This window comes from Candidatus Korarchaeota archaeon NZ13-K (genome assembly GCA_003344655.1).
Taxonomy (GTDB): domain Archaea; phylum Korarchaeota; class Korarchaeia; order Korarchaeales; family Korarchaeaceae; genus Korarchaeum.
Window position 1 is genome coordinate 1 of sequence record MAIU01000004.1, and the last position, 26,825, is coordinate 26,825.

Here is a 26,825-nt window from a genome sequence, read left to right on the forward strand (position 1 = left end):
CTTCAGGGGGAGGATAGCAATCATAGAGGTGAAGGTCTCCTCCAAAGAGGCCGTCTACATCCCTCCTGAGGAGATCAGGTCTATGAGATCACTCGCGGAGGTCATGGGGGCCGATCCTTGGCTGGCCGTGAAGTTCACATCGGAGAGGAGGGGTAACTTTTACATGCTGAGGCTAGAAGAGGCCAGAGAGCTCAAATCAGGATACAGAGTCGTGGACATCGATCTCGCGAGAGCTAAAGGGATGTCCGTCGAGGAGTTCGCGAGGGGACTCATGGCTTGACCCACCTCACCTTGTAATTGAGGACCTCATCCCCCGATACCAGCGAGACGACCAACTCCTTCCTGACGGATGTGGCGAGCCTTCCAGCTCTTATGAGATCGACGGGTCTTATCCTACCATCCAAAGAATCGGCTATGCAGAGATAGGGGGCGTGTTCGAGGCCGGGGCCCCTCTCGTAAACTATGTAGTCCACCCCGTACTTGGAGCCCGCCTTCGGGACGTACCCGAGATCCCTCCAGTAACTGTGCACCCTCTCCTTCATCCTGGCATTGTCCCTGACCTGTGAGAATCTATCCCTGAGCTCATCCATAGTGAGTTCATCACCCCCGGGCTCCCTAACGGTCATCCTCCCCTTAGATGCCAGGTAGAGGGCCTCAACTAGGGAGAGCTGGAGGGGGGAATCGTACACCTTGAAGGGCTCGGGCTTCGGGACCCCTATGGGGTGGCCCCAGAAACCCCTCGCGTAAAGCTCCCCTGCTCCCTCGAAGACCAGGACCCTATCCCCTATCAGTATCCCGGACTTGATTGGTATCTCACTGGGATCGATGCCCCTCCTTGGACTCGGAATGAACTTCTCGATGGCATAGTAGGTGACGTTCATCTCATCATCTACCACAGCCAATATTAGCTCCTTCCTAAGCCTCACGGCCTTCTCTAGGGAATCTAGCAGGTAAGAGTGGGGAACGGGCTGATCCTCGGATAATGGGAGGACCAGCTGCTTGGCGGGGGCCTCGCCCACGAGCGCCCCCTTGGGGTACAACCTGAGGAAATTCGTGGCCCTCTCGTAGACGACAACCCTGTTCCTCCTCCTGAGGTCACTATAAACGATATACTTGAGAAATCCCGAGGGATCGTTGAGAATCATGGTAAGTAGATCCTTCAAACTCAAAGATTTTCCCTCATGATTCAGTATCTCGATCCTCTGACTGAAGACGAGATGTGCGGCCTCCAGCGGATGCATCTCCAGCTCACCATTGACCAACTCCCCATATCCCTGCTTGTAAAGCCTCTCGAACCCCTCCTTAACGTATATCATACCATCCACGAGGAATCCCCTATGGGGGGCCTTGCTCAAGCGATCACCCTCTCCTCCTTAGCATCAAATATCGTGCTGAGGACGTCCTCAGCGAACTTGAAGCTGAATTCAGGCTCCCTTCCCTCCTTGACACTCTGGATGAAGTGGGAGAGCTCTCTGTAGAGGGGCTCCTCCCTTCTCAGCTTGGGTATGAGGACACCGTCCTCCCGATCGACCCTCAGGAACTGATCCGCATAATCCAGCGAGATGCTTCCGGAGTCACCCGTCACGGTCATCTGCCTTATGCCCGCGGTGGTCAACCAATTCGCCTCTATCACCGTGACTACGCCGTTCCCGTAGGATGATATCAGTATGGCGAGGTCCTCTCCGTCCCCCTCATTCAAGAGCCTGGCCTTGTAGGCGTGCACCTCCCTCGGTCTACTTCCCATGAGGAAGCGGTGAACGTAGACCTCGTGGATCGCGAGATCCAAGGTGACGCCTATCCTCCAACCCAGCATCTTCTTCGCGAGCCTCCCGGCTCTCCTGGAGGAGATGGAGGAGATCCTCCCTATGAGCCCAGCATCAAGAAATTCTTTTAACTTAATTACCGCTGGATTGAACAATTCTATGAATCCAGGCATGAAGATACCTCCTCTATTGACCAGGGAGGACAGGAGCGACAGTTCCGACCTGCTGGTGACTATGGGCTTCTCCGTGAGAACGGACAGGCCTGATTCCAATGCGACTCTGGTCACCTCGAACAGGTGCTGCGGGGTCACAGCCACGCTCACTGCATCCAATGACTCCTTGGACAGCATGCTCTCAACCGATGTGTAGTAGTTGATGTGATAAGTCTCGGCGAGCCTCCTGGCGGAGGCCTCATCCTTATCGGCCACAGCCACCAGCTTGGCATCGCCTATCGTCCTGTATACCCTAGCGTGAGCCGAGCCGAACCAACCGCACCCCACGACTCCTACTCTGACTTCCAACCGAGGTCCCAACGTTATATTTTTACATGAGTTAAAAAGCGTTGGAGGTAACCTTGATGGGGAAGCTCAGGGCCTATATGGAGCTCTCAAGACCCAAGAACGCGTTAATGTCGGTTCTGGGAGCTCTGACCGGATGGGTGAATTCAACCGGAGCTCTCGACTGGAGGCTCCTCCTAACGTGCGCGATCCCTCCCCTGATCCTGATGGCGGGAAACGCGGTGAACGACTACTTCGATGCTGAGGTTGATGCCATAAACAAGCCCCACAGACCCATACCGGCCGGTAAGATATCTAGGAGGGAGGCCATGAATCTCTATGTAGCCTTCTCCATGATAGGAGTGGCTCTAAGCTCACTTTTAGGCGCCCTCGAGTTCCTTATAGCGGCAATCTTCTCATCGGCCTGGTACATCTACGCTAGGTGGCTGAAGGGCACTGGGATACCTGGGAACATTCTAGTTAGCTTAGGAGTAGCCTTCACGTTGATATTCGGATCCTTGGCGGCTGGGAACCCAACAATTAAGGTGATCCTCTTCTCATCGATAGCCTTCACCTCTAACCTAGCTAGGGAATTTGTGAAGACCATCGAGGACCTACCCGGGGACAGGGCTCAAGGGATAAGGACCTTAGCGGTGAGGATAGGCGTCAGGAGGACTGGATTTCTCGCATCGATTACGCTCTCAGCTGTCATGATTCTCACGCTCATACCAGCTCTCATGGGGCTGGTGGGATTACCATACATCCTGCTCTCCGTGATATCATCCCTGCCGCCGCTGACGCTGGCCGCGATCAGGTGCTGCCAGGATGATCTGGAGAGGAGGGCCGGGAGCGTGAGTAGCCTGATAAAAGTTTCCATGTTCTTGGGACTCTTGGGAATGCTCGCGGATCCCATAGTTAACGCATGGAGGGTCTAGGTCCCTCAACGCGTTGATGGATCCGCAGGACTAAGCTATATCTCAGCCAGACCATCAAAGAAGAGATCTGAGGAGGCTCCTCCTCTCAATGACACCGATGACCTTCTCATTGGCGTCTGTGACCGGTAGGGCCGGCAGCCCGGTGTTTAAGATGACGTCCTTGATGGTCCTAATGTCATCGCTCATCGTCAGCTTGTGTGGCGATTCCATCATCACGTCCTCCACTATGATCCTCCTGGCCACGTCATCCATGTAAGTGGCCTCTACTCTATCTCTCAACTCAAAGAACGCCTTCGCCAGGATCATCTCAGTCAGTAGACCTACCAGCCTTCCGGAATCCACCACAGGAAGTATTCTGGCCATTCTCTCAAGCATCAATGTTCTGGCGTGAACTATCCTCTCATTAGGCATTATCCTTGGGTGATCCCTCCTCAGGAAAGTGGAAGGATCTCCTTGGGGATCGCCATGCCTCAGGAGATCGCTCTCCGTGATCAAACCTATGAGTCTCCCATCGTTCAGCACGGGAAGGGCGCCTATTCCCCTTTCCAGCATCAACCTGATCGCCTCAAAGGCGCTCGCATCAGGTCCCACCGTTATGGGGGGTTCCGACATCAGGGCGCTCACGTAAATCCTCCTAGCTGGGATCCTCTCGAAGCGGGAGGAGCCCAGACCATCCATGAGGTCTCTCGAACTCAGAACCCCCACTAGCCTGTCAGATGATGTGACCAGGAGGTGACTTATCCTATTCCTCTCCATGACCTCCAGCGCTCTCTCCACGGGCTCATCCTTGTCTATCGTCACAAGCTCCCTCACCATCAGATCCGAGACCCTCGCATTACGAAGCACGGGAGACACCCCTCACCACCTCCTTCTTATCCACAACCCCTAGCATCCTCTCCCCATCGAAGACAGGCACGGCGGGAAGGCCCCACTCAAGCATGAACCTGGCGGCCTTGCTGGCATCATCCTCCGGCGTCACCCTGATCCTCAGCTCCTTCATGATGCTGCTGGCGGTGCTGACCCTGGCATTGAGAACGACCCTCCTGCCCACCCTCGAGGGTATTAGCACGTACCTCCTCGCCAGCTCAGGAACCCAGAGAGCAAGCTCACCCTCGGATATAATCCCATCGTACCTTCCATCCGGTCCTGAGACGAGCACAACCCTATAACCGCTTGCTATGAGCCTGGCCACCTTCTTTATGTTTGTATCGTACCTGACGACCCCGTACCTATCGCTCAGGAGGTCCCTAGCTCTGTACAGGCCCTTCATGTTCTCCTCGAAGAACCTGGTCACATCAGTCTCTGAGATGATCCCGATCAGCCTAGAGTCCTCCACCACGGGCAGGCCACCTATGCCCCTCTCCGCCATCATCCTGGCAGCGGAGGGGATCGATTCCTCGGGTCCCACGGTCACGGGATCCCTCGTCATGAACCTCCCGACCAAGGAGCTCTCGGGATCCCTCCACCTCCAAGGGGCGCCCCTCCTGGCTAGGGCCCTCGCGATGTCCGTGGCTGTTATGACACCGACCACCCTCTCGCCCTCAACGACCACGAGCCTCCTGACCCTTCTCTCCAGCATGAGGTTCCTGGCTTTCCCTATCGTGTCTGAGGGGGAGACTGCGAGGACTTCCTCCGTCATGTAGTCCCTGACCTTATCCCCCAAAGGCGGCACCCCCTAAACGAGCCCCCACCTTCCCCTGGATTGGGCTATCCTGAGCTCCTGGAGCAGGATGAACCATATGTGCGGGGCAACCTTGAGTATGTCCCGGGAGGAGACTATGCCGACCACCTTCCCATCGTAATTCACCACGATGAGCCTCCTGATGTTGTTCTCTATCATTACCCTGGCGGCCTCATCTATGTCAGCGTTATCCCTTATCGTTATTGGATTCTCAGTCATTATCTCGGATACCCTGGCCTCCTCAGGCCTCCTCCCATCCTCCATCGCGATATACCTGGTTATGAGATCCCTCTCCGTCACTATGCCCTTTAGCTCTCCCTCTTCCATGACGACAACAGATCCTATGTTGTGCTCCTTCATCAGCTTGGCGGCCTCGTAGACAGTTCCCTCCGGCCTCATGGTTATTATGTTCCTGTTCATTATCTCGGATACCTTCATCCTTATCCTTAACTCCTCCTCCCTCTCAGGTATCAACGACCACATTCTCCATCACTCCTCTAACTCCACCCTCCCGGGGGGCATCGACCTGACTATCTCCTCCACTCCCAACTCATCGACTAGGGGTTCAGGGGAGCCGCTTATTTTAACGTTTCGCTCCAGGCAGCTCGCTAGTTTATTTTTTATCCTAATCGCGGCCTCCTCCTTGCTCATGGATCCGGGCCTTATCCTCACCGAGCAGATGAAGGGAGCGTCGGGCGGGGCTGACGTTAGCTTGAGACCGTCTGGGGTCTCCTGAAGACCGACGGCGAGCTCCAGTTTAACCCTCAGGTAGTTCCTCTCCCCGCTTATGTAGAAGCTCCCCCTAGGGAGGTACATCCCGGGAGGGGCGTGCTTGGAGACCTGACTCCCTCTCACGTAGTAGACGTCCGCGTGGGAGAACCCCTCCCTCCAGGCTCTGGAGAAGGATGCTGCAGCAACGGCCGCCTGCTCTATCGATTTTCGATCCGGTTCGGCTCCGCCTGTCTTCAGGACAACGACTGCCCCTCCCGGCATGTCGACGTGAAAGAAGAGGTCATCATCGCTCATGTACCTATTCACTATCTCCGAGTTTGTCTGAGCATCCCTGCCGCAGATCACCAACAGCTTGGAGGATGTGTAGAACCACCTGAACCTCTCGTACCATCTAACCCTCCTCCTGGGCCTCGGCTCCAACCTCAGGAGCTCCCTCTCAGCAGAGGACCTCATGGATCTGAGCCTCTCCTCGAGCTGTGATATCGCCTGATCTACCCTGGAAGCCTTTTCCCTCATCTTCTTCGCCTTATTGTAATAATCAGCGGCATTCTCTGATGCGGACCTCCTCAGGTCAAGCTCGATCTCCTCCCCATCGAATATCGCGATAACCTTGCCCGACCTCCTATCTATAGACTTGACTCCTCCGGAGGAGCCTCCGGCCCTCAAGATCGCCAAGAGATCATCTATCTCATGCAAGTGCATCATTATCAAATCCCCTATCCTCTTGAATCTCTCATAGGAGCTCAGGTATTCGCTCTTCAGGGACAGCTGCCTCTCGATCTCCCTCTCCAAGGAAGTCACCCTCCTGTCCTCGGGGAGGGATCTCTTGGATAGGTAGTAGCTCTCCACGGCATCTGAGAATGTCTCAACGCGCCTGATCTCGAGGGCCAGACTTTTTAGCGGAAAGGCCGAGTACTCGACGATTTCCCCATCCCTCAAGTAAACGGAGGGCTCGGTTTCCCTGCTGAGGAGCTCTGATATCAATCGGGCGATCGCGCCTGGACCCACGTCGGAGATCCTCGATTCGGCCCCGCAGCCCAGCATCGAGAGGGCCTCATCTAGGTAAGGCGGTCCCAAACCGAATGATATCATCACCTTGGAGACCCTCTCATCTCTCGGAAGCTGCTCTATCGCTCTTAAGATGCTATCCTCGGATAGGTCATCCAGCTCAGGACCCCTGGCGGGTGGTGGTTTGTAGGTGACTCCGGCCCTTAACTCCCTGTCCCTGTACTCGGCCCTGCGGAGCGTGGCCAGTATCACGTCACCCGAGAGCAGGATAACGTTTCCACCACCGAAGAGCTCTATCAGGAGCTTAAGGTCGTTTTTAGAGAACTCCAGGATCAGTATTCTCTCCAAACCCATCTGGGAGATCCTCTCCACCCTAGCGTTCTCCAGGTGCTTCCTGAGGACCATCGCGAAGGGGGAGGGGACCTGGGGCTTGCTCCACCTCAGCCTCGTCAGGAAGAGGGCGCCCCTGACATCTATGAGGAGCTCCCTCCTTCCCTCCCTCTCCGGATGGAACGTGAGTGAGAGCGTATTTCCGTCCATGCTGTAGAATTTCTTCACAAAAGTCTCCTCAATAAGCTTAAGTTCTCCAACCATATGCAGGAGATCCAAGCCAGTCATACCCCTCATCTTCCCTCTCCCCCAGCTCCAGGGCATCCCAACGTTTATTATATTGCGATGGGTCGCTGCCCGATGAGACCTAAGTACAAGGTCTACGGCTTCAGACTGCTGGCATCTCTCATCGTGGGACTCCTGAACGGGCTGCTGAGGGTGGATCCATCCGTGGGGCTGCTCTCCTTCATCTTCGCATACTTCCTGGTCACACCGATGTCACTGAGGATATGGAGGGAGGAGCTGAAGGGGACGGGACTTATGGATCTCTACAAGGAGGCGATTGGCGCATCCATTTTGGTTCTGATCCTGACCTGGTCCCTTGCGATGAGCTTCACCGGATACGGGGTGGCCGTTTATGTAGTCAGAGCTAAGGGTAGTGGGATATACCCTATAGAGACGCAGGATGGTAGGATTCTGCCCCCCAATAATGAGGAGCTCTTCGGCTACAATGCAGTCTCACTTAACATCTCCGGCGGCGCGCTGAGGGGAGCCAAGGTGGGTGTGTGCTTGGAGGGCGAGGGGAACATCTCCCTCAGGATGGGAGACTACGACCTATCAATCAGGGGGGAAGAACTCACGGTGAGGATGCGGCTGAATTTATCCAAGAGTGAGGAGAGGGATCTCCTAAAGAAGATCTTCGGAAACCTCACTCTCTACAGGAACGGGACGTTGGTGCTGAACGGGTCGAGCTTTCCCCCGGAAACCACTAGATACTTGGAGCTCGGTGCCTCCCACCTGAATATAACTCATAGAGGAATTTACATAGTCGAATTGGAGCTCAGGACCACCTTGAAATCCCGAATGGAGTTCCCAGCTAACCTGCTCCTGAGTGAGGTCAGGAAGGAGGGCTCTCAGCTCTGCGTATTCGACGCCAAGGAGGTGAGGGTGGGGAGGAGGAGCCTCAATGTAAGGGATAGGTACTATGTGGTGGTCCTAGCAGAGGGATAGGAGATGGGGAGGAAGTTCCTGGACCTTGAGGCTGATGTGGGCTTCGAGGTGTGGTCGGAGGATCTGAACCGTCTGTTCGAGGAGGCCGCCTTAGCCATGTACGAGATAATGGTAGACACGGATAAGGTGGATCCCAAGATTGAGAAGCGCCTTGAAGTGAACGCGCCGGATCTCGAGATGCTCCTTCATCACTGGCTCTCCGAGCTCCTCTTCATAACGGAGGTGGAGGGGCTGGTCTTCTCGAGGTTCGAGGTCTCGATAGCTGATGAGAATCGCCTGGCCGGGAGGGCCCTAGGGGAGCCCATAGATCCGGGAAAGCATGATCCTAAGACTGAGATAAAGGCTGTAACTTATCACAGGTTGAGGGTGATCAGGGAGGGGGGCCTTTGGAGGTGCACGGTCGTGCTCGACGTGTGAGATCCAAGTTCATAGCGCGGTCATGTCAACAGCTCTTAATGAAAATTTCCTGAATTGAGGTCCAGATAAAGAGATAAATCTCTCTTATCACGATTCATCGTGGAAGAAGCTTACGAGAAGGGCCCGCTGGCGGCTCGGCCGTGGCGCATGAAACATTAATAAACTGGGAGTGCGCCTCCCCCTGATCCCAAAGAGGTGCCGATATGCCTAGGAGACATGGTTCGCTTCAGTACTATCCAAGGAAGAGAGCGGCCACTCAGAAGGCCGTGTTCAGATCCTACCCCGAACTCTCGGTCGATAGGCCGACTCTAGTCGCCTTTCCTGGGTACAAAGCCGGGATGGTTCATGTTCTGATGAAGGAGGACAGACCAGGGAAGCTGAACTTAGGTCAGCAGGTCGTGCTGGCCTCTACGGTGATAGAGACACCTCCCATAGAGGTGGTGGGACTCAGGACCTACGGGGAGGATCACTATGGGTTGAAGCCGCTGGTCACAGCGGTCAAGATAGAGGGTAACGATCTGATCTCCCGGACGCTCACCGTGGGGAAGGGCGTCGACAACATGGAGGAGGCTTTATCCAAGCTCTCGAGCAGGAGGAGCCTCGTGAGGGAAGTCAGGGTACTGGCCTACACAAGGCCCGATCTAGCTGGTATCCATAAGAAGAAGCCTGAGTTCTTGGAGATACCGGTGAAGGGTGGGGAGATGGGTGATAGGATCGATCTGGCCCTCTCCCTGGTGGGCTCGCAGGTGAAGGTGACCAGCGTGTTCAAGGTGGGTCAGCTGGTAGACCTGACAGCCGTCACCAAGGGCCATGGGTGGCAGGGAGTCGTGAGGAGGTTTGGGGTGGAGCTCCTGAGGCATAAAGCCGGGAAGGGAAGATGGAGGATCGGTAGCTTGGGGTCCAGGCATCCGCCCTACGTCACCTGGAGGGTTCCGAGGGCCGGACAGACGGGCTACCACAAGAGGACGGAATACAACAAGAGGATACTCATGATCGGGGATCTCACCGATGGAGGAATGGATCTAACTCCGAAAGGGGGCTTCAGGAACTATGGGGTTCTGAGAAGCCAGTATTTACTCATATCGGGATCCGTTCCCGGACCAGCCAAACGCTTCGTGTTCATAAGGCATCCGATAAGACCAAAGTACGGGGAGCTGCCGGCGCCTGAAGTGTACTACGTGAGCTCGGTGGGCTGGCTGGCGAGGTGAGGGCGATGGAGGTTCCCGTCTACGACCTGAGGGGAGAGGTGGTGGGGAGCATAGAACTTCCCTCGGTGTTCTCCCTCGAGGTGAGACCGGACGTCATAAGAAGGGTCTACCTATCGCAGCTCACCGCCAGGATCCAGCCGCAGGGCAGGGACCCCCTGGCCGGCCTCAGGACATCGGCTGAGTCCTGGGGAGCGGGGCACGGTGTCGCCAGGGTTCCCAGGGTGAAGGGAAGGGGATACCCAGCCGCGGGCAGGGCTGCTAGGGCCGTCATGGCCGTCGGTGGGGCCAAGACGAAAGCCCCTAGGTCTTGGAAGGTTGTTTGGGAGAGGGTGAATGAGAAGGAGAGGAGGATGGCCATAGCATCAGCTATAGCTGCGACCAGGGTCCTGGATCTAGTGAGGGCCAGGCACAGGATGCCCGAGGGTTTGAAGGTCCCGATAGTCGTCGTCGATGAGGTAGAGTCCATAGGGAGGACATCAGAGCTCTACGGCCTCCTCCTGAGGCTGGGCCTGGAGGAGGAGCTGGATAGGTGCAAGAGGAGGTTCAGGAAGATAAGGGCTGGGAGAGGGAAGATGAGAGGGAGAGTTAGGCAGAGGGCCAGAGGGCCCCTCATAGTCTACCTGAATGAGGGATCCCCGCTCAAACTCGCTTCCAGGAACATACCTGGGGTGGACGCAGTCTCACTCAGGAACCTGACGGTGATGCACCTGGCCCCGGGAGGGGTTCCGGGGAGGCTGACGATATGGAGCGAATCCTCAATAAGGTCGCTGGAGGAGGTGAGGGTGCTTGCCTAAGATGTTCAACCCATTCAGAGTGCTGAAGGCCCCCATATCGACCGAGAAGGTGGTCAGGATGATAAACGAGGAGAACAAGCTGGCATTCTACGTGGACATGAGGGCGACGAAGGCTGAGATAAAGAGGGCCGTGGAGGAGGCTTTCGAGGTGAAAGTGGTGAGTGTCAGGACACTGATAACTCCAACTGGAAGGAAGAAGGCTTATGTGAAGCTATCCCCCGAGTTCAAGGCATCTGATGTCGCCTCCAGGCTGGGAGTGATAGGGTGATCTCATGGGTAAGAGGATACTCGTCCAGAGGAGGGGCAGGGGCGGCATACAGTTCAGGGCGAAGGATCATCTGAAGGTTGCGCCGGTCCGCTACCCTCAGGACGGCATGAACGAGCTCCTCAGGGGGGTGATCAAGGAGTTCTTGCACGAGCCTGGGAGGCACACGCCAATATCCTTGGTCGAGCTGGAGAACGGGCAGGAGTTCTATTACATTCCCCCAGAGGGGGTTCACGTCGGTCAGGAGATACAGATAGGCCCTGGAGCCGAGGTTAAGACTGGCAACATCCTTCCCCTATCCGATATACCGGATGGAACCCTGGTCTGCAACGTTGAGATAAGGCCCGGGGACGGGGGAAAGATAGCTAGGAGGAGCGGAACCTATGCCATAGTCTTCTCCCACGAGGGGGACAGGGTCATACTTAGGTTGCCCTCCAGGAAGGAGAAGCTCGTTGACGCAAGATGCAGGGCCACCATAGGCGTCGTGGCTGGCAGCGGGAGAATAGAGAGGCCCTTCATGAAGGCCGGCACCAAGTACTATCACGAGAGGACCCACCCGAAGAGGTGGCCAGTGGTCAGGGGAGTGGCGATGAACCCAGTGAGCCATCCGCACGGGGGAGGATCCCACAAGAGACCTGGCAAGCCCACCACAGTTGCTAGGACAGCTCCTCCCGGGCAGAAGGTCGGTCATATAGCTGCTAGAAAGACGGGAAGGGCGAAGAGGAGGGCGGTGACCAGGAAGTAAGTTAATAAGTGGTGGGGGGGAGGAATCGGCGTATGTCGTCGAGGGAGTTCACCTACCGGGGCTACACGCTCGAGCAGCTTCAGGCCATGACCTTGGATGAGCTGGCCGAGGTGATGCCAGCTAGGATAAGGAGGACGTTGAGGAGGGGCCTATCTCCGGAGAACAAGAAGCTCTTGGAGAAGATCAGGAGGTACAAGGCCATGGGAATAGATAAGGTCATAAGGACGCACAGGAGGGATATGCCGATCCTACCGGAGATGGTGGGCTCAAAGATAGCCGTCCACAACGGGAAGGACTTCGTAGAGGTGACCATAGTCCCGGAGATGATAGGGCACTACCTAGGGGAGTTCGCGATGACGAACAAGATAGTGAGGCACGGGAAGCCGGGCAAGGGAGCGACCAGGTCCAGCAAGTTCGTGCCGCTCAAGTGATCCGTCAGGAACATTTTTAATCTCTTCCCCTCGACAGCTCATCAGGGCCAGCCGGGGTGGCCGAGCCAGGACCAAGGTGCCCGCCTTGAGAGCGGGTGGCCCTCCGGGCCGCGAGGGTTCGAATCCCTCCCCCGGCGCATAACCTTTCCTCACTGGATCTCGGGGATCATGAGGGTTCAGATCTTAGGTCTCGGTAGGAGCTCCGGGGAGTTCCTCATCACACCAACCCGCGGTTTCCCATGCAATCTCCTTAACTCCCTCCTTATCGCCTCTTCCAGATCCCCATACCATTCAAAACCCATGGATCTAACTTCACGCTCATCCAAGCCCTCGGAGACTATCACAACCCTTATCCTAGACCTCACCTTCGACCAGACCATGGAGTTCGCGGCCCCTATAAGGTCCCTCACGAGACCCTCCCTGACCCTCCTATCTATCTCCTCCGGCGGCAGCCCTGCCAGCTCCACCACCTCCGGGTGTGTCTTAGAGACCCCCTCAGGGCAAGGGGTCGCGAGTATCAGGGTGCCTCCGTCCCTGAGCACGATATCTGCTGGGTAGAGAGCTTTATGGGCCTGCCAAAAGTCGATATCTGCTGGATAACTCGTTGTTATGACGAGATCTAGCTCTCCTGGGGCTTCCACCTCGTAGACCCTCCTTGATTCCCTCACGGCCTGCCTGAAGACCTCCCTGAAGCCGCCGCATCCCACCCAAGTGGGCCTGCCCGCTCCATCAACAACAAGCTCTATCAATCCCCTTAATCCGGATCTCTCAGCAACCAAGTCCATGAGATCCCTCACCTCATTGCTCTCGATTCCAAGGAAAGATCTTCTCAATCTTGCGCTCATCAAATGCATCTCACCGACGGTTCTCTCCCCGGAGACGCCCGGGAGTATTATCTTGGAGCCCCCGGAGAACCCGGAGACGTGGTGAGGTGTGACGCAACCTATGCCTATTGAGAGATCCGCCTTTGATAGCTCCCTGGCCACCTCTATAGGGGCACCGCTCGGCATGACCCCGACCCTGACCTGCCTCTCAGGATCCCTGAAGTCCGGCTGGATGACCTCGATCCTGCTCAAGGCATCACCGTACTTCAACTCGAGCTCCGACTGGGTCATCGGCCTGTGAGTCCCGAGAGCGACCAAAAGGGTTAATTGCTCATCCCTTATCCCGATCTCATTCAGGAAGTCCAGGAAGATGGGAAGTATTCGAGCGGTGGGCGTGGGTCTAGTTATATCGTCAGCCACTATGGCTATCCTCCTTCCAGGCTTCAGAAAATCGCCCAGATTTCGAAGAGAAATTCTCAGGTCATTTTCTAAATTTGTCAAAGGCTTCACGTCTTTCGGTTCTATCATATTCACTTGTAGATCGTCGGGTAGGCTGAAATGAACCCTGGAGTTCCCGTAAGGTAGGGAGAGCTCAGGCATGCTCCCGGCCGGACAGCCTGCGGGCCAAGCTTATAGCGTTTACCATGCTGCCCTCATCAGCTAGGCAGCTACCTGCTATATCATATGCGGTACCGTGATCGACGGAGGTCCTCACGTAAGGCAATCCGAGGGTCACGTTGACCGCCCTGTTGAAGCCTAAGAGCTTCACTGGGATGTGGCCCTGGTCATGGTACATCGCCACAACAGCGCGAAACTCCCCCCTGAGAGCTCTCAAGAATATCGTATCGGCTGGGATTGGGCCTTCAACATCATACCCCAATTCCCTGAGCTTCTCGACGGCCGGCCTTATTATGGATATCTCCTCATTTCCAAATAAGCCGCCTTCGCCCGCATGGGGATTGAGAGAGGCTATGCCGATCCTCCCGGACTCCCCCAACCTCTCCAGGAATGCGAAGGTCTGCTCGGCGGTGAACACTATCTCCTCCTCCGATAGGACATCGGGGACCTCCCTCAGGGATATGTGGGTGGTGACGTGGGCCACTCTGAGCTCATCCAGGTAGAGAAGCATCTTGGTCCTCCTAACACCCGCCAGCTCAGCTAGAAGCTCCGTGTGACCTCTGAAGGGTATCCCGGCCATGTTGATGGCCTCCTTGCTGACGGGTCCCGTCACCAGTGCGTCGGCCTTCCCTTGGAGGATGATCTCAGAGGCCCTCTTTATGCAGAGGTAGGAGTGAAGTCCTCCCTGCGGGGTGGGGCCGGCCCGGGGTATCTCCACGTCCCCCGGGTCGATGACGGGAAAGGAGTCCGGTAAGATCCTCGGCTCGGTGACCTCGGTGAACCTCATATCGATTCCGCAAATGTCGCAAGCTCTCCTGAGGGCTCTGATGCTTCCTATCACTGTGACTGGATGGTTGATCCTCCTCAGGGCCTTGACGGTGACCTCAGGACCAATGCCAGCCGGATCCCCTGCCGTGATCAATATCATTGGCGAGCACCCCAATGAATCCTGCGTACCTGCTGAACATCAGCCGAGTTCTTTAATGATCCTCAGGACCCTCAACAGCGTCTCTGGATCTCCGAAACCCCCAGCTTTCGATATCAGAGGAGTTCCATCGAGGGGGCCACCCACGATCCAGCCCGCTGCCACCCCGTCCTCAGGATAGCTGCCCATCCTTATCGCCGAGACCTCGAGCTGTCTGAGAACAGCCCTCAGGGTCTCTCCACCGACCACCACGAGAGCGCTAGGCCTCGAATCGATTATGAGATCCACGAGCTCACGGATCCCCTTCAAAGCCTTACCTAGATCGAAGAGCATCGCGGCATCAGCACCTTCCAAGAGCCTCCTCCTGGAGGACCTGATCCCTTCCTCATCGTAGCCGAATACGGGCACCTCCCTGGCCAGGACGGAGAACTGCTCCCTAGTTACCTCGTTCCCGGATCCGGATAGAAAGAGCACCGGGCCGTGGGCTCTGACCTCATCCCCCCTCTCGCATCCCAAGAACTCTGAGAGCTCAATAGCTAGACCGGCGCTTCCCCCCATCACCCTGAGGCCCTCATCGATTATGGTCTCCATGGCCTCCGAGAGGTCCCTCCTCTCCCTGATGTTCCTGAAGGTCCTTATCATCGCATCCCGATCCTCCCAGTAACCAACGCGGAGGTTAGTGGTGGATCTCAGGATCTCCAGAATGTTAGAGGAAGTTATCGGAAGTTCTTTGGCGTATGAGGTCTCCTCAAGGAGCTTTCCCCTCACGTAGAGAGTTCCATCTATCACGATCCTGCCCTGCTCTGGGTAGGCTGGTGTGAACGGCATCTCAGCGTTAAGGAATTCGCATATCTCGCCAAGTTCAGCTCCAACGTTCCCTCTCATGGTGGAATCCACCTTCTTATAGAGGTACTGCCAGGAGGGAAACAGATTCAGGATCTCTCTGACGCGAGACCTGGCCTCCTCCGGCCTAAGTAACCTGCTGTCCGTCGTGACTCCTACGAAGTCCGCATCCGCCTCCCCCGAGAGGAGGACGGCTGAACCCTTACCGAACCTGCACGTCGTATCCAGAGCGCCTGTAAGGTCGTCCGCTATTATGAGGACCCTCATCGGGTGTCCCTAACCGTCAACCCTCGGAGAAACGAAGCTCATGCTGTCATTAGGTGGAGCTCACATGAGCACTATGCTTATCTTCACGTCCTCCGGGAGGGAGATCCCCATTATGCTCCTTATATAGCGCTCATCCGGGTTAGGGATGTCCAGTATCCTCTTGTGGATCCTCAGCTCGTACTTATCGTACTTGTTCGTCCCCTCCCCCGAGGGGTTCCTCAGGGCGGTCACCCTCAGCCTCTTGGTCGGCAGGGGTATGGGCCCCTTCACCCTGACCCCCATCTTCTCGGCTATGTCCTTGAACATCCTGCTGACTCTCTCCAAGCTCTCAGGGTTCGTGCTGACGAGCTCTATCCTCAAGACCTCGGTCATCCGGATCACCTTCCAAATATAAGTAAAAATCTTTGTTTATTTTTGAGATAATGCTCACTTTTTCTTCCTCTCAAGCGGAACCACGTCAAGCACTATGCCTGCAGCTACCGTGATCCCCATGTCCCTGACCGCGAACCTACCGAGCGGCGGGAATTCGCTGTACTTCTCGATCACGAAGGGCTTGAGGGGCTCGAACTTCACTATGGCTGCATCCCCCCTCCTTATAAAGCTCGGTTTCTCCTCTATGACCTGACCGCTCCTCGGATCTATCTTCTTCTCTATTGAGACCATCTTGCACGCCATGTGGCCCGTGTGGGCGTGGATCACCGGCGTGTAGCCAGGTGCTATTGCCGTTGGGTGCTGGAGGACAACTATCTGGGCGGTGAACTCCTTGGCCACCGTCGGTGGGTTATTCGGGTGCCCTATCACGTCGCCCCTCTTTATCTCCTTCTTGTCTATCCCCTTTATGTTTATCCCTATGTTATCCCCTGGCTCGGCCTTATCTAGCCTCTCATGGTGCATCTCGATGCTCTTGACCTCGGCGGTCTTGCCCAGGGGCTCTATCACTATTGTATCTCCGGGCTTCAGGACCCCGGTCTCCACCCTGCCCACGACGACCGTTCCGACGCCAGTTATGGAGAACACGTCCTGTATGGGTATCCTCAATGGCTTGTCCAACGGTTTCGGTGGTGCGACGAACGTGTCCAGGACCTCATAGAGAGTTGGCCCGTTATACCAGGGCATCTTGTCGCTCCTATTGACCACGTTGTCTCCCTGAAGACCGCTGGTGGGCACGAAGTGTATCTTGGAGGGATCGTAACCCACCCTCTTGAGGAGGTCCGAGACCTGGGCCTTCAGCTCCTCATACCTCTCCTTCTTGTATCCGACGGTGGGGTCATCCATCTTGTTTATGGCCACGGCCAGCTGATTGACCCCCAGCGTCTTTATCAGGAAGACGTGCTCTATAGTCTGAGCCTGCACTCCCTCCCCGGACTTCGCGGAGACCACGAGTATAGCGGCATCAGCCTGGCTGGCGCCAGTTATCATGTTCTTAACGAAGTCCCTGTGCCCCGGGGCATCTATCACCGTGATCATCTTGTGGGGGGTCTCGACCTTCGTGTGGAAGAGGTCTATCGTCATTCCCCTCTCTCGCTCCTCCTTGAGCCTGTCCACCACCCAAGCGAACCTTGCGTCCGCGGCTAGCTCCTCAGGGGGGAGTTCCTCCACCAGTTTCAAGTCGTAGAAGAGTCTCCCGATTATTGTGGACTTCCCATGATCCACGTGGCCCACGAATATCAGGTTCACGTGCTCCTTCTCCGGCATCATATCACCCTGCCACTATCGGCACCTTCACTTCCGATGAGCCGCGCATTTTTAAATATGATTGGAGATTGCGTCGGCTTCAAGATATCCTGAAATACGTCGATGGAGGTGAGCCAACCTCAAGTGGGCTTTTCATGATCGATGCCATGGATGGAAATACCTTGCAGGTTGCGGAGCGGAATATCCGGTCATTCTGGCGATCCCGCGGGACTTCGATGGAGCTCTTAGGATCGAAGGAAGGTTCGAAGGCTTAGGCCTCGGATCCTGCGGAGAATAATATTTTTAAGATCAGGGGGGGACCTCCAACGATGCCGGAGGATGCGTTGGAGCTTAGGTATAAGGAGATCACCGCTTGGATGCTCACGCTACCACCGTTCCTAGCTCTGCTATCCTGCTACCTCTCCCTCAGCGTTCACCCGTTCGACAGGGATCTCGGTGCTAGGATAAGCATAGTGCTCATGATAACAGCTATGTTCTTATTTATAACAGCAGATAGGTATATAAGGCTATTTATTTCACCAAATGTGGAGGATAGGTCTCAGATAGTGATGCTCTACAGGAGGGCGATGGTGCTCTTGGGCGTGGTCATACCGGTGCTCGGCTTAATCTCAACGCTGGCGGTGGGCTACCCTGATGCCCCGCTGACCGCCCTCTCCTTCACAGCGATATCCCTGAGCGGACTGGGCTCCGCCTGGAAGAGGTTCTATGATAAACTGACCGGAAAGATGATACCGCCTCCCGAGGAAAAGAAGGAAAAGAAACCCGTGAGGAAGTGATCTCAGCTCAGCAACTTACTTATCTCCTCCATTAACCTCTCAGCATCCCTCCTCTCGATCCCCTCAACGAGGACCCTCACCTTATGCTCCGTCTTCGATGTCCTGACGAGGGCCCAGAGCTCCTCAGATGACATCCTGATACCGTCAGTCAAGTCCAGGTCCATGCCCTCCCTCTCAGCCATCCCGATGAGCTCCCTCTCAATCTCCTTCCACTCCTTGACGAGCGGGAAGTTCCTCCTGAGGACGTGATACTTGGGGAACTCCCCGACGATCTCGCTCAACTTGGAGCCCCTCGATGACATGAGCTCGAGTATCAGGGAGGCGGCCAGGGGACCGTCCCTGCCCAGGTGGAACTCCGGTAGTATGACGCCGCCGCAGCTCCCCTCGCCGCCGACGGTGGCCCCAACCTCCCTCATCTTGTGGGCGACGTAGGCCTCACCCACCGGGGTCCTGTAGATCTCGGCACCCCTCCTCCTCGCTATGTGGTCGAATACCCTCGAGGAGGCCACGTTAACCACGAGCTTCCCGCCTCCCCTCCTCTCCAGCACGTAATCGACGACCAGGGCTAGAGTCATGTCCTCAGGAAGGACATCTCCCCTCTCCGTGACTAGAGTGAGCCTGTCAGCATCAGTATCGTGAGCTAGGCCAAGATCCGATCCCGTGGCCACCACGATCCTGGAGAGGTCCTCCAAGGTATCGGGTCTCGGCTCCAACTCCCTCACGAATATCCCGGGAGCGGAGTTGATCGTTATGGTCCTCACTCCGAGCTCGTTGAGGAGATAGGGCGTCACGTAAGCACCTGCTCCCCCGTTAACATCCAGGCAAGCCTTCAGCCCGCTCCCTCTCACCCTATCGGCATCAACGAACCTGAGCAGGTCCTCGATGTACTCAGCGGTGACGTCGTAACTCTCCTCCCTACCCACCTCGTTCCAGGGCACGGACTCGAAGCGACCCCTCTGGAACTCATCCCTCAGAGATTCCATCTCATCCGGGTGTAGAAGCACTCCATCACTTCCAAGGAGCTTCAAAGCGTTCCATTCGGGTGGATTGTGGCTCGCTGAAATTATAACGCCCCCATCGGCGCCGTACCTGTCCGTAGCCCACCCTATGGCCGGCGTGGGCGCTATCCCTATGTTCAGCACGTTGACACCGGCGGACAGGAGACCTGCGACGACAGCCCTCTCCACGGCCTCACCGCTGGGCCTGGTGTCCCTGCCGACGACGACGAGGGATCCCTTCCCCAGCCTCCTCCCGAACACGTTGGCGAGCAGCATGGCCACATTAGCGTCGAAACCGCTGCCAAAGACACCCCTAATCCCCAGGGGCGTGAATATCAGGCTCATCCGAGACCCTCCCGGACCTCGCGTAAGCTCTAACCGCTGGGAGCATCACGGCCAGTATTATGAGGGAGCCGATCACCCATGAGAAAGATGATATAGGGCTGGCTTTGGCGATCAGGACCAAGCTGGTGCCCATCGCATTCAGGACGCCTCCCACCGCGAAACCGGCGAGGAAGGGTATAGCCCTCCTGCGCATGAAATCACCACCCCCGTACCTCTCGGCGAGGTACCTCAGCAGGCTGGTCATCATGTATAGGGCGGCGTATTGTGGCAGAAGGAGCCCCAGGAGAACCCCTATCGCGCTGACTCCGAACACCGGAAAGAGGGTTCTCAATGCGAAGGCGAGGGCGCCCACAGCGAATCCCTCCATGAAGTGATCGAGCCTCCACCCCATCATCTCACCCATCATCATGAGCAGGCCCTCCTCCGGGTACGTCGTCTCCGCCATCTCCAAGGGCCTCTTGGCGGCGCCCCAGAGGTGGAATGATGTAATCAGCAGCAGTCCCCCAGCCACGGCCCCAAAGAGCATCCCGAGGACCTGGGCCCTCAGCATGGTCTTCGCCCTCATTCCTGTATCCGATGAGAACTTGAATCCCTCAGCTGAAGCTGTCGGTTGGGCCGAGATGGAATCAGTTATCATCGCATTGGCGGCGCCAGAGAAGAAGGCATCGGCCGATGCCCTGCTGAAGATCCCGGATGAGAAGAAGGTGCTGTAAAGTAAACCCCTCACGCCCAAGTTGACGGGTACTATCCAGTTGCTCATGCCCAGGGTCCATATGTAACCCTGCCAGTACACCAGCTGAAGCACCAGTATCGCTGAGGCCAGGACGGGACTCATCCCCAGGACTGATAGCAGGAATGAGCTCCCTATGAACGTGAGGATCCATCCCAGTAGAACCCACCTCCTGGGTAGGGGCTCGTCCCTCCACTCCCTGAAGCTCCTGAGCAAGTATCTGCCTCCTAGGAGGATCGGGATGACACCAACGGCGACGTAGAGACCCGTGCTCAGGTGATACCATGGTACGGGACCGTTAAGAGCTGAGTTGGAGACGTAGAAGGAGAAATCATGACCTGCCTCATAGGGGAGCAGGCCCATCCTCACGAGGACCGGGGGTATCAGCAGGTAGGCGACGATCGCGGTCACCCAAACGGAAACCTGAACCCCTAGGGGTATGAGGAAGGACCAGGCGATGAGGTCAGGGGTTATCTGTGCAGCGCTATCCATTCCAAAGGCCCCTCCAGGGAAAGGTCCCTGGAGGTGGGGCGTGAGGTCGAACCTGAGGTCGACGGCCGGGAACTCCTCCCATATGGCCTCCAGGAGGTGACCCTTCTGGAAGAGCGCTATCGTGAAGCCCGAGAGGATGCCAAGCCAGAGGAATCTGAGCTCCCTCCCCCTCTCCCTCACTATCTTGGAGAAGCTCGCCGCCACCGTGGCCACGGGGAATACCAGCTTCTCCCTCTCTATGTAGAACCTCCTCAGGGGTATCACGTTGAAGTAGGAGAATAGTGAAAGGACTATCGCAAACAGCATAGCGTATATCAGGGGGAGGGCCCAGGCCCCCCAGTTGAGATCACCTCCAAGCAGGAGGCTCCTGAGGGCATCCTCCTCCCTCGGCACCAGGAAACTGGGAAGGATCTGCTTCAGAGGGAAATCCCTGGAGAGGGCAGCTACGGCCCAGGAGGGGAGCAGGTACTGCCAGCCTATGAACAATACTGTGATCACCTCGACGGATCCGAAGATGACGCCAATCTCACCCAGGGATAGTGGCCTCCTGCTCAGACTTGAGATGGCATAAGATACGGCTATCACCACGAGAGCGGCCTCCCCGGTCCAGCTGTAACCCCCAGCCCCCCTTATCACGCTCTGACCGAATATTATCAGGAGTCCGAAGACCATCGATAGGAGGATCGCCCTTGGAGTAAAGGATGCCTCCTGAGACTCCTCCAAAGGATCACCTGACTCAGTGAAGCAGCCCGCTTTTTATACTTAAGTGATGGTCCGTGATGGAGGAGGAGATCTCCCTGCTCACCCCTACGGACTCTCTCATGGTGTCTATAGCCTCCGGTATCGTGGAGAATATCCCATAAAGCGAGAGGAGGCTGAGAGATCTCCCGTCATCTGAGAGCTGCAGGGATCTGAGGAGGACTATCAGCGAGAAGAGGGTGTGGCTCCTGAAGAAGGGGTAGTAAATGCAGAGGTCACTCAGGTCAACCTCCTCATTCAAGGAGCTGATCCTCCTAGCTGAGAGGAGGGAATCCACGAGGAACTCGCGGCTCTCCTCCCTAGAGAGCTTCACGTCCAGCAAGGCCGGCCTGAAGAAGGGGCAGCAGTAGAGGGAGCTTGAGACCCACCTTATGGAAACCTCGGCCAGGGGGAGATCCGCCAACCTGTATGAGGTCACATCCCTGGGATCCAGCCTGACTCCAGTCCCCTCGAAGGTGAGCCTCACGCTCAAGTCTCTTGGATCGTACTCAAGCAGGAAATCCACACCCTCAAGGAGGTCCTCAAGGAAACCACTTATCCTGATTCCCTTCTCCTTGAAAAACTCGAACTGGGATCTGCTGCAGAACAGGTCACCGATGCCGGCCAACTCCCTCGAGAGGAAAGTGGGTCCGTGCGAGTAGAAGCCCACGACCTCGATGTCCGGCTGCCTCCTCAGGGCCTCAGCTATGTGCGGGGTATGGGGATCATGCCCCAGTATCCCAACCCTTATCATCTGGCCACGCTCTCCCTCAGCGCATCGACCGCGGGCAGGGGAAGACCCGCGAGCCCGTACATCACGGCGCCCCCTGCCGTGTACACCCTGCTCCCCTTTGCGCCGACCATGTCAGCGGCCGCGCTCAGGTGACCCCCGCAGAGCACCGATATCTTGGCAAATTTTTCCATGGCATTCACTATCTCTAGGGTCCCTCTCCTGGACTCCGGTCTCTCGAAGATGCCCATCGGCCCGTTCGCTATCGCTATATCGGCGCCCTTGAGCCTCTCCTTATAGAGCTCAATGGTCCCCACTCCTATGTCCACGATCTCTCCGTTCTCGGGGATGGCGTAGACGGGGTAATTCTCGAGACTGCCGTCCTCACCCTTAACTAGGAAATCGACCGGGTAGAGGACCCTGCCGGAGGCCTCGCTCAGTATCTCCCTAGCCGCTGGGATCAGTAGGTCCAGATCCTTCATTTTCCTCATTTTACCATCGAGCTTATGACCGGCAGCCACGGCTAGGAGCATGCCCACGAGTCCTCCCGTGAGCACCTCCGCGGCCTTCCCGTTCCTTATGGAGTGGACCATGACCTTCAGCTTGTCGGGGACCTTCGCCCCCCCGAGTATCAGGATCCTCCTTCCCTTGACCGAGTCCAGCTCCAGCATCTCATTCAGCATCTTCTGCATGTTCCTACCGGCGGCCGAGGGTAGGAGGTAGGGGAAGGCCACCAGCGAGGGCTGGCTCCTGTGGGCCGCCTGGAAGGCATCGTTGACGTATGCATCGAACAGCGGGGCCAACCTCTGAACCAAGTGCGTCTTTATCAGATCCCTAGGATCACCCTCAATGTTCTCCTCGGCCATGAACCTGAGGTTCTCGAGCATCAGGACATCCCCTCTCTTCATGCTCATTATCTTGGACCTAACCTCGCTTGAGAACACCCCGTCAACGTATTCGACCTCTATCCCGAGCTCCTTGGATAACTCGGCGGCGTGGGGCTCCGTTGTTATGAAATCACTGCTCCCAGGTCTACCTTGATGGGTCCCCACGACGACGGAGGCTCCTCTCTCAATCAACTCCTTTAACGTCTTCGCGGCCTGCTTTATCTTCTCATTATCCATGATCTCCCCGTTATCTCCAACGGGAACGTTCATATCTGCCCTCAAAAAGACCCTCTTGTTCTCGATGTAGAGGTCATCGAGGGTGGGTACCCTCCTGGTCTTCATGACATCACCGCGGTTGTGCCCGGCCAGGAAAAATTAAAGTTTTGTTCTGTTGGCGGTTAGGCACTCATCCAAAATGTTAAAAATTTACATCCTGGCTAGGTGAGGAACTCTGAGAGGGCATCCTTACAGGCGCATGCCCTCCGCTTAGGGATCCTCCTCACACTCTCCTCCAGGAGGACGATCAGATCATCCAATCTTCTTGAGAATATTTCTAAAACCTCCTTCTGTGTCAGCTTAACCCTCCCGCTGACACCAGCGGCGTAGTTCGTGACCAGGGAGATGCTGGCATAGCATAGGGCCAGCTCCCTGGCTAGGGAAGCCTCGGGACATCCTGTCATTCCGACGATGTCGCCTCCCAGGATCGAGAATGCCCTGATCTCGGCGGCTGTCTCGAACCTGTTGCCCTCAGTGCACACGTAGACCCCTCCATCCCTCAGGCCCAACCCGAGGCTCTCGGCGGCCTCCAGTATGGAGGACCTTATCTCAGGGCAGTACGTGTGGGGCGTCATCGAGACGTGCACAACACCGCCTATCTCCCTTCCCCTGACCCTTATCCTCGTCTTCCCGTCGAAGAAAGTGAAGTCCCTGCACTTGGTCATGTCTATCAGGTCGTGAGGTATAACTATGGTCCCGGGCTCCAGATCCGGGTTTATAGCACCGACTGCATTCGTGGCTATCACTCTCTCAACTTCCAGCATGTTCAGGGCGTACAAGTTGGCCTTGTAATTCACCTTAAACGGGGGTAGCTCGTGCGCAGCGCCGTGCCTCGGTATGAAGGCCACCTCCTCACCCGCGAACTCACCCAAGCTCACATCGCACGAACCAAATGGAGTGTCCAATCTCACTATTTTGGGATTCTTCAGAAGCTTGTAGAGGCCACTTCCTCCTATTATGGCTATTCTCACCACAATGACCACCTCCAGCGCTCCTGACCTTGGGGGTAATTTTTATAACTCATGCGCGTACGTGACCGCGCCTAGAGCAACGTTCTGCTAACGGGGGGATCCGTGATGGCCCTAGCTACAGTCGGTGGAAGACCAGTCCTGATATTGAAGGAGGGGACCACGAGGACAAGGGGTGATGAGGCGAGAAGGATAAACATAATGGCCGCCAGGGCGATAGCTGACGCCGTAAAGACGACATTAGGCCCCAAGGGAATGGACAAGATGATAGTCGACTCGCTCGGTGACATAACGGTGAGCAACGATGGAGCCACGATACTGCAGGAGATGGAGGTGGCCCATCCAGCGGCCAAGCTCATGGTGAACCTGGCCAAGGCGCAGGACAAGGAGGTTGGGGATGGGACAACCACGAGCGTCGTTCTGGCGGGAGAGCTCCTCACGGAGGCCGAGGCGCTCCTGCAGAAGGACATACATCCCACGGTGATAGTGGAGGGCTATGAGAGAGCCCTAAAGTTCGTTGAGAGTGAGTTGGAGAAGCTGGCGATAAAGGTGGATCCTGATAACGAGGAATGGCTTATCAAGGTGGCTGAAACTGCTATGAGCAGCAAGCTTGTGAGCGCTGAGAAGAAGAAGCTAGCGGAGATAGCTGTAAGAGCTGTTAAGGCCGTTGAGGAGATGAAGGGGGACAAGAGGTACGTCGACATAGATAACGTTAAGATCGTGAAGAAGAAGGGGAAGAGCCTCGCCGAGACCGAGTTCATAAAGGGGGTGATACTGGACAAGGAGGTGGTTCATGGAGACATGCCTAAGAGGGTGAAGGACGCCAAGATAGCCTTGCTGAACGTTCCTCTTGAGATAAAGAAGCCCGAGATAGACATGGAGGTTCAAATATCATCTCCGCAGGAGCTCAGGGAGTTCATAGAGCAGGAGACGAGGATCCTGAGGGAGAAGGTTGAGAAGATACACTCGGTCGGTGCCAACGTTGTGTTCTGCCAGAAGGGCATAGATGAGGTGGCTCAGCACTTCCTGGCCAAGTACGGCATAATGGCCGTAAGGAGGGTGAGCGAGAAGGACATGCAGAGGCTGGAGAAGGCCACTGGAGGTAAGATAGTGAACAATCTGGACGATCTAACTGAGAATGAGCTTGGAAAGGCTGGACTTGTCGAGGAGAGGAAGATAGGAGATGACAAGATGGTGTTCATAGAGGAGTGCGAGAACCCAAGGGCCGTAACGATCCTGCTGAGAGCTGGAGCTGATACGATACTAGATGAGGCCGAGAGAGGTCTCAAGGATGCGCTCTACGTTGTCAGAAACGTGGTGGAGGATGGGAAGATCTTCTACGGCGGAGGATCGATACAGGAGCAGCTCGCCATAAGGCTCAGGGAGTATGCGCACACCGAGAAGGGTAAGGAGCAGCTTGCCATGGAGGCCTTCGCCAACGCCCTGGAGAGCATCCCCAGGATACTGGCTGAGAACGCCGGCATGGACGCTGTGGATGCGATAGTGGAGCTGAGGAATGCCCACAAGTCTGGGAAGACCTCAGTCGGCATAGATGTGCTCAACGGCAAGGTAGGGGACATGGCCGAGATAGGCGTCGTGGACACGTATAGGGGTGTGAAGAACGCCATAGCAGCGGCCACGGAGACGGCGATACTGATAATAAAGACGGACGACATAATAGCTGCGAAGCCTTACGAGGAGAAGGGTAAGGAGAAGGGCAAGGGCGGAGAGGAAGAGGAGGGTGGCGGTGAGTTTAAATCTGAATTCGACTGAAGGCACCGGATACGGATGAAATGGATCGATAGAGAGTCAGGAAGGGTACTGGGAATAAACGCCTTCGATCTTTTTTTACTCATCATAATCTCAATTCTCGGCGGTTATTACGCCTATGAGAACCTGGTCCCTCCCCCCCAGGAGGTGAGCTCCTTCTCCGGGTTGAACATAAGGAACGCTGCTCTCGAATTTAGCAGGCTATCGGGCCTCGGCTACTTGGTTTACGCCAAGATCGATGGGACTTGGACGGTCAATGCGACGGAGTTTCACGACGATGTCCTCATAACTTGGGCTTATGAGACCAGGCTGATGGGCTGGTACAGGGGTGGCAGGATCACCATAGGGGGACCCAACGCGTACGTTGAGGATATAGCTGCAACCAAAATAACCTTCAAAACAGCCACTCCATCTGTAATAAGAATTTACATAAATCAGATTAATGGAAGCAGTTTATCAGAAATATCCGAGAAACTAGAGGATATTTGCAGGGATATTGCGGGAGGATACGGGGTCAGGAACGTGCTGATAAGGTCCTCCCTCGTCCTCAGCGTCCCCGGGTTTAAGCCCAACGCCTTCATCTACAATGCTCTAAGGAACGCGATATACAGCAGGATACCCTGGGGCTATCCCTACTTCTCATTAGGCGATTCCTACATCGTGATGATATTCGATTACACCCAGAGGAACTTCCTGACGACTGAGGACCTGAGGAAGATAGATTCCATACTCAGGGAGCTCAACATAACGTACGATTCCGCCATTCTCAACGAGGGCTACGTCTTCATAGGTACCGAGAGACCCCTGACCGGGGTCTCCGTTTACGCCGAACTACTGGATAACGCTAGGAGGTACTCCAAGCTGCTCGACCTCTCGAAGCTAACCTACACAGTCAAGCCCTAGGGGA

At 56.1% G+C, this 26,825-nt stretch carries 29 protein-coding genes and 1 tRNA gene; 14 read left to right on the top strand and 16 right to left on the bottom strand.

The window, feature by feature from the left end; all coding sequences use genetic code 11:
- On the top strand, positions 1-280 hold a 280-nt coding region (locus BA066_01215; protein ID RDD54015.1), incomplete at its 5' end, for a hypothetical protein.
- Here the strand turns inward: BA066_01215 and endA are convergent.
- Together endA and BA066_01225 are read right to left on the bottom strand one after the other, a co-directional pair.
- A complete protein-coding gene (gene endA / locus BA066_01220) occupies positions 270-1,355 on the bottom strand; it encodes a tRNA-intron lyase (protein ID RDD54016.1) in 1,086 nt (361 codons plus the stop codon). The genes BA066_01215 and endA overlap by 11 nt on opposite strands.
- Positions 1,352-2,296 carry a gfo/Idh/MocA family oxidoreductase gene (locus BA066_01225; protein ID RDD54017.1) on the bottom strand — a complete coding sequence of 315 codons (945 nt, stop codon included), beginning with the start codon at positions 2,294-2,296 and terminating at the stop codon, positions 1,352-1,354. The genes endA and BA066_01225 overlap by 4 nt, the downstream gene beginning before the upstream one ends.
- Before the next feature lie 29 nt (positions 2,297-2,325).
- Here BA066_01225 and BA066_01230 point away from each other — a divergent pair, with 29 nt between their 5' ends.
- On the top strand, positions 2,326-3,195 hold the full coding sequence (locus BA066_01230) for a hypothetical protein (protein RDD54018.1): 870 nt from the start codon (positions 2,326-2,328) through the stop codon (positions 3,193-3,195).
- Positions 3,196-3,249: 54 nt separating this feature from the next.
- Here BA066_01230 and BA066_01235 read toward each other — a convergent pair whose 3' ends face one another.
- From BA066_01235 to BA066_01250, 4 genes are read right to left on the bottom strand one after another with little or no spacing between them, the layout of a single operon-like run.
- Positions 3,250-4,041, bottom strand: coding sequence for a CBS domain-containing protein (locus BA066_01235; GenBank protein ID RDD54019.1), 792 nt, complete (start codon positions 4,039-4,041; stop codon positions 3,250-3,252).
- Complete coding sequence (locus tag BA066_01240) at positions 4,031-4,858, bottom strand: CBS domain-containing protein (protein ID RDD54020.1); 828 nt, start codon at positions 4,856-4,858, stop codon at positions 4,031-4,033. Before BA066_01240 ends, BA066_01235 begins: the two co-directional genes overlap by 11 nt.
- A gap of 12 nt (positions 4,859-4,870) precedes the next feature.
- Positions 4,871-5,359, bottom strand: a complete 489-nt coding sequence (locus tag BA066_01245; GenBank protein ID RDD54021.1) for a CBS domain-containing protein — start codon at positions 5,357-5,359, stop codon at positions 4,871-4,873.
- A gap of 6 nt (positions 5,360-5,365) precedes the next feature.
- On the bottom strand, positions 5,366-7,270 hold the full coding sequence (locus tag BA066_01250; GenBank protein ID RDD54022.1) for a fibronectin-binding domain-containing protein: 1,905 nt from the start codon (positions 7,268-7,270) through the stop codon (positions 5,366-5,368).
- A 36-nt stretch (positions 7,271-7,306) separates the two neighbouring features.
- Between BA066_01250 and BA066_01255 the strand changes: the two genes are divergently transcribed.
- The 8 genes from BA066_01255 (at position 7,307) to BA066_01290 (ending at position 12,173) form a co-directional block, all read left to right on the top strand.
- On the top strand, positions 7,307-8,176 hold the full coding sequence (locus BA066_01255; protein RDD54023.1) for a hypothetical protein: 870 nt from the start codon (positions 7,307-7,309) through the stop codon (positions 8,174-8,176).
- Positions 8,177-8,179: 3 nt separating this feature from the next.
- The gene (locus tag BA066_01260) at positions 8,180-8,593 is read left to right on the top strand and encodes an archease (protein RDD54024.1); all 414 of its coding nucleotides are present in this window, start codon (positions 8,180-8,182) and stop codon (positions 8,591-8,593) included.
- 203 nt (positions 8,594-8,796) lie between these two features.
- Positions 8,797-9,801: a 50S ribosomal protein L3 gene (locus BA066_01265; protein ID RDD54025.1), complete on the top strand. Its 1,005-nt coding sequence runs from the start codon at positions 8,797-8,799 to the stop codon at positions 9,799-9,801.
- A 5-nt stretch (positions 9,802-9,806) separates the two neighbouring features.
- Complete coding sequence (locus BA066_01270) at positions 9,807-10,595, top strand: 50S ribosomal protein L4 (GenBank protein ID RDD54057.1); 789 nt, start codon at positions 9,807-9,809, stop codon at positions 10,593-10,595.
- 1 nt (position 10,596) lies between these two features.
- Positions 10,597-10,863 carry a 50S ribosomal protein L23 gene (locus tag BA066_01275; protein RDD54026.1) on the top strand — a complete coding sequence of 89 codons (267 nt, stop codon included), beginning with the start codon at positions 10,597-10,599 and terminating at the stop codon, positions 10,861-10,863.
- A 4-nt stretch (positions 10,864-10,867) separates the two neighbouring features.
- A complete protein-coding gene (locus BA066_01280; GenBank protein RDD54027.1) occupies positions 10,868-11,605 on the top strand; it encodes a 50S ribosomal protein L2 in 738 nt (245 codons plus the stop codon).
- 32 nt (positions 11,606-11,637) lie between these two features.
- The gene (locus BA066_01285) at positions 11,638-12,036 is read left to right on the top strand and encodes a 30S ribosomal protein S19 (protein RDD54028.1); all 399 of its coding nucleotides are present in this window, start codon (positions 11,638-11,640) and stop codon (positions 12,034-12,036) included.
- A 50-nt stretch (positions 12,037-12,086) separates the two neighbouring features.
- Positions 12,087-12,173 (top strand) — tRNA-Ser (locus tag BA066_01290).
- A gap of 39 nt (positions 12,174-12,212) precedes the next feature.
- Here BA066_01290 and larA read toward each other — a convergent pair.
- Genes larA through tuf form a run of 5 tightly spaced genes read right to left on the bottom strand, consistent with a single transcriptional unit; the run spans position 12,213 to position 17,211 of the window.
- Positions 12,213-13,460, bottom strand: coding sequence for a nickel-dependent lactate racemase (larA, locus tag BA066_01295; GenBank protein RDD54029.1), 1,248 nt, complete (start codon positions 13,458-13,460; stop codon positions 12,213-12,215).
- Positions 13,453-14,421: a 4-hydroxythreonine-4-phosphate dehydrogenase PdxA gene (pdxA, locus tag BA066_01300; protein RDD54030.1), complete on the bottom strand. Its 969-nt coding sequence runs from the start codon at positions 14,419-14,421 to the stop codon at positions 13,453-13,455. The genes larA and pdxA overlap by 8 nt, the downstream gene beginning before the upstream one ends.
- Positions 14,422-14,445: 24 nt before the next feature.
- Complete coding sequence (locus BA066_01305; protein ID RDD54031.1) at positions 14,446-15,513, bottom strand: four-carbon acid sugar kinase family protein; 1,068 nt, start codon at positions 15,511-15,513, stop codon at positions 14,446-14,448.
- 60 nt (positions 15,514-15,573) lie between these two features.
- The gene (locus tag BA066_01310; protein RDD54032.1) at positions 15,574-15,885 is read right to left on the bottom strand and encodes a 30S ribosomal protein S10; all 312 of its coding nucleotides are present in this window, start codon (positions 15,883-15,885) and stop codon (positions 15,574-15,576) included.
- Positions 15,886-15,939: 54 nt separating this feature from the next.
- Positions 15,940-17,211 carry a translation elongation factor EF-1 subunit alpha gene (gene tuf / locus BA066_01315; protein RDD54033.1) on the bottom strand — a complete coding sequence of 424 codons (1,272 nt, stop codon included), beginning with the start codon at positions 17,209-17,211 and terminating at the stop codon, positions 15,940-15,942.
- A 65-nt stretch (positions 17,212-17,276) separates the two neighbouring features.
- Here tuf and BA066_01320 point away from each other — a divergent pair, with 65 nt between their 5' ends.
- Positions 17,277-17,462: a hypothetical protein gene (locus tag BA066_01320; protein RDD54034.1), complete on the top strand. Its 186-nt coding sequence runs from the start codon at positions 17,277-17,279 to the stop codon at positions 17,460-17,462.
- Between the two features lie 54 nt (positions 17,463-17,516).
- Complete coding sequence (locus BA066_01325) at positions 17,517-17,984, top strand: hypothetical protein (protein RDD54035.1); 468 nt, start codon at positions 17,517-17,519, stop codon at positions 17,982-17,984.
- Between the two features lie 2 nt (positions 17,985-17,986).
- Here the strand turns inward: BA066_01325 and glmM are convergent, their stop codons facing one another.
- The 5 genes from glmM to BA066_01350 all read right to left on the bottom strand — a co-directional run bounded on the left by glmM (position 17,987) and on the right by BA066_01350 (position 24,154).
- Positions 17,987-19,327: a phosphoglucosamine mutase gene (gene glmM / locus BA066_01330; GenBank protein RDD54036.1), complete on the bottom strand. Its 1,341-nt coding sequence runs from the start codon at positions 19,325-19,327 to the stop codon at positions 17,987-17,989.
- Positions 19,296-21,272, bottom strand: a complete 1,977-nt coding sequence (locus tag BA066_01335; GenBank protein ID RDD54037.1) for a hypothetical protein — start codon at positions 21,270-21,272, stop codon at positions 19,296-19,298. Before BA066_01335 ends, glmM begins: the two co-directional genes overlap by 32 nt.
- Positions 21,273-21,285: 13 nt before the next feature.
- Positions 21,286-22,041 carry a hypothetical protein gene (locus tag BA066_01340; protein ID RDD54038.1) on the bottom strand — a complete coding sequence of 252 codons (756 nt, stop codon included), beginning with the start codon at positions 22,039-22,041 and terminating at the stop codon, positions 21,286-21,288.
- Positions 22,038-23,246, bottom strand: a complete 1,209-nt coding sequence (gene pgk / locus BA066_01345; protein RDD54039.1) for a phosphoglycerate kinase — start codon at positions 23,244-23,246, stop codon at positions 22,038-22,040. The genes BA066_01340 and pgk overlap by 4 nt, the downstream gene beginning before the upstream one ends.
- A gap of 95 nt (positions 23,247-23,341) precedes the next feature.
- Positions 23,342-24,154, bottom strand: coding sequence for an S-methyl-5'-thioinosine phosphorylase (locus BA066_01350; protein ID RDD54058.1), 813 nt, complete (start codon positions 24,152-24,154; stop codon positions 23,342-23,344).
- A 102-nt stretch (positions 24,155-24,256) separates the two neighbouring features.
- On the opposite strand from BA066_01350, the gene BA066_01355 reads away from it, so the two are divergent.
- Both BA066_01355 and BA066_01360 read left to right on the top strand, forming a co-directional pair.
- Positions 24,257-25,921, top strand: a complete 1,665-nt coding sequence (locus BA066_01355; GenBank protein RDD54040.1) for a thermosome subunit — start codon at positions 24,257-24,259, stop codon at positions 25,919-25,921.
- A 15-nt stretch (positions 25,922-25,936) separates the two neighbouring features.
- On the top strand, positions 25,937-26,821 hold the full coding sequence (locus BA066_01360) for a hypothetical protein (GenBank protein ID RDD54041.1): 885 nt from the start codon (positions 25,937-25,939) through the stop codon (positions 26,819-26,821).
- Positions 26,822-26,825: the final 4 nt, after the last annotated feature.

What these genes read in the sequence shown, in the direction of transcription:
- BA066_01245 (RDD54021.1), bottom strand. Translation starts at nt 5,359, where the DNA reads ATGTGGTCGTTGATACCTGAGAGGGAGGAGGAGTTAAGGATAAGGATG.
- BA066_01250 (RDD54022.1), bottom strand. Translation starts at nt 7,270, where the DNA reads ATGCCCTGGAGCTGGGGGAGAGGGAAGATGAGGGGTATGACTGGCTTG.
- BA066_01255 (RDD54023.1), top strand. Translation starts at nt 7,307, where the DNA reads ATGAGACCTAAGTACAAGGTCTACGGCTTCAGACTGCTGGCATCTCTC.
- BA066_01260 (RDD54024.1), top strand. Translation starts at nt 8,180, where the DNA reads ATGGGGAGGAAGTTCCTGGACCTTGAGGCTGATGTGGGCTTCGAGGTG.
- BA066_01265 (RDD54025.1), top strand. Translation starts at nt 8,797, where the DNA reads ATGCCTAGGAGACATGGTTCGCTTCAGTACTATCCAAGGAAGAGAGCG.
- BA066_01270 (RDD54057.1), top strand. Translation starts at nt 9,807, where the DNA reads ATGGAGGTTCCCGTCTACGACCTGAGGGGAGAGGTGGTGGGGAGCATA.
- BA066_01275 (RDD54026.1), top strand. Translation starts at nt 10,597, where the DNA reads ATGTTCAACCCATTCAGAGTGCTGAAGGCCCCCATATCGACCGAGAAG.
- BA066_01280 (RDD54027.1), top strand. Translation starts at nt 10,868, where the DNA reads ATGGGTAAGAGGATACTCGTCCAGAGGAGGGGCAGGGGCGGCATACAG.
- BA066_01285 (RDD54028.1), top strand. Translation starts at nt 11,638, where the DNA reads ATGTCGTCGAGGGAGTTCACCTACCGGGGCTACACGCTCGAGCAGCTT.
- larA (RDD54029.1), bottom strand. Translation starts at nt 13,460, where the DNA reads ATGCCTGAGCTCTCCCTACCTTACGGGAACTCCAGGGTTCATTTCAGC.
- BA066_01305 (RDD54031.1), bottom strand. Translation starts at nt 15,513, where the DNA reads ATGAGGGTCCTCATAATAGCGGACGACCTTACAGGCGCTCTGGATACG.
- BA066_01310 (RDD54032.1), bottom strand. Translation starts at nt 15,885, where the DNA reads ATGACCGAGGTCTTGAGGATAGAGCTCGTCAGCACGAACCCTGAGAGC.
- tuf (RDD54033.1), bottom strand. Translation starts at nt 17,211, where the DNA reads ATGATGCCGGAGAAGGAGCACGTGAACCTGATATTCGTGGGCCACGTG.
- BA066_01325 (RDD54035.1), top strand. Translation starts at nt 17,517, where the DNA reads ATGCCGGAGGATGCGTTGGAGCTTAGGTATAAGGAGATCACCGCTTGG.
- glmM (RDD54036.1), bottom strand. Translation starts at nt 19,327, where the DNA reads ATGAGCCTGATATTCACGCCCCTGGGGATTAGGGGTGTCTTTGGCAGC.
- BA066_01340 (RDD54038.1), bottom strand. Translation starts at nt 22,041, where the DNA reads ATGATAAGGGTTGGGATACTGGGGCATGATCCCCATACCCCGCACATA.
- pgk (RDD54039.1), bottom strand. Translation starts at nt 23,246, where the DNA reads ATGAAGACCAGGAGGGTACCCACCCTCGATGACCTCTACATCGAGAAC.
- BA066_01355 (RDD54040.1), top strand. Translation starts at nt 24,257, where the DNA reads ATGGCCCTAGCTACAGTCGGTGGAAGACCAGTCCTGATATTGAAGGAG.
- BA066_01360 (RDD54041.1), top strand. Translation starts at nt 25,937, where the DNA reads ATGAAATGGATCGATAGAGAGTCAGGAAGGGTACTGGGAATAAACGCC.